Origin of the sequence: Calderihabitans maritimus, assembly GCF_002207765.1 — a bacterium.
Classification (GTDB): domain Bacteria; phylum Bacillota; class KKC1; order Calderihabitantales; family Calderihabitantaceae; genus Calderihabitans; species Calderihabitans maritimus.
The window spans coordinates 1-301 of the sequence record NZ_BDGJ01000056.1; the positions used below are offsets into that span (position 1 = coordinate 1).

The 301-nt window shown below is 40.5% G+C and carries 1 protein-coding gene; it reads left to right on the forward strand.

Features of this window, described 5'->3' with window-relative positions:
- Window positions 1–32: 32 nt before the first annotated feature.
- A partial coding sequence (locus KKC1_RS05725; protein ID WP_192868103.1) for a UPF0236 family transposase-like protein occupies window positions 33–301 on the forward strand: 269 nt, incomplete at its 3' end.

The window sequence follows — 301 nt, forward strand, 5'->3', positions numbered from 1 at the left end:
AAAACCACAACAGAAAGGAGCAAGGCCTCAAAATGAAGACATGGTTAATTAAAGAACTTAATGAAGGGAACTTGGACTTTAGGAAATTAGAATGGATGCTGTTTAACTTACTCATAGGAGTATTTCGACACCTGATGGCGGAAATCCTTGAAGCAATTGATCTTTTTTTGATGGCAACGCGAGATACCAAGCGATATATCTTGAAGGAACGGAACCCCAGGACACTACAAACACTAGTTGGTGAAATGACCTTTAAGCGGCGCTACTATTGGGACAAAGAAGAAGGAACTTGGGTTTACCT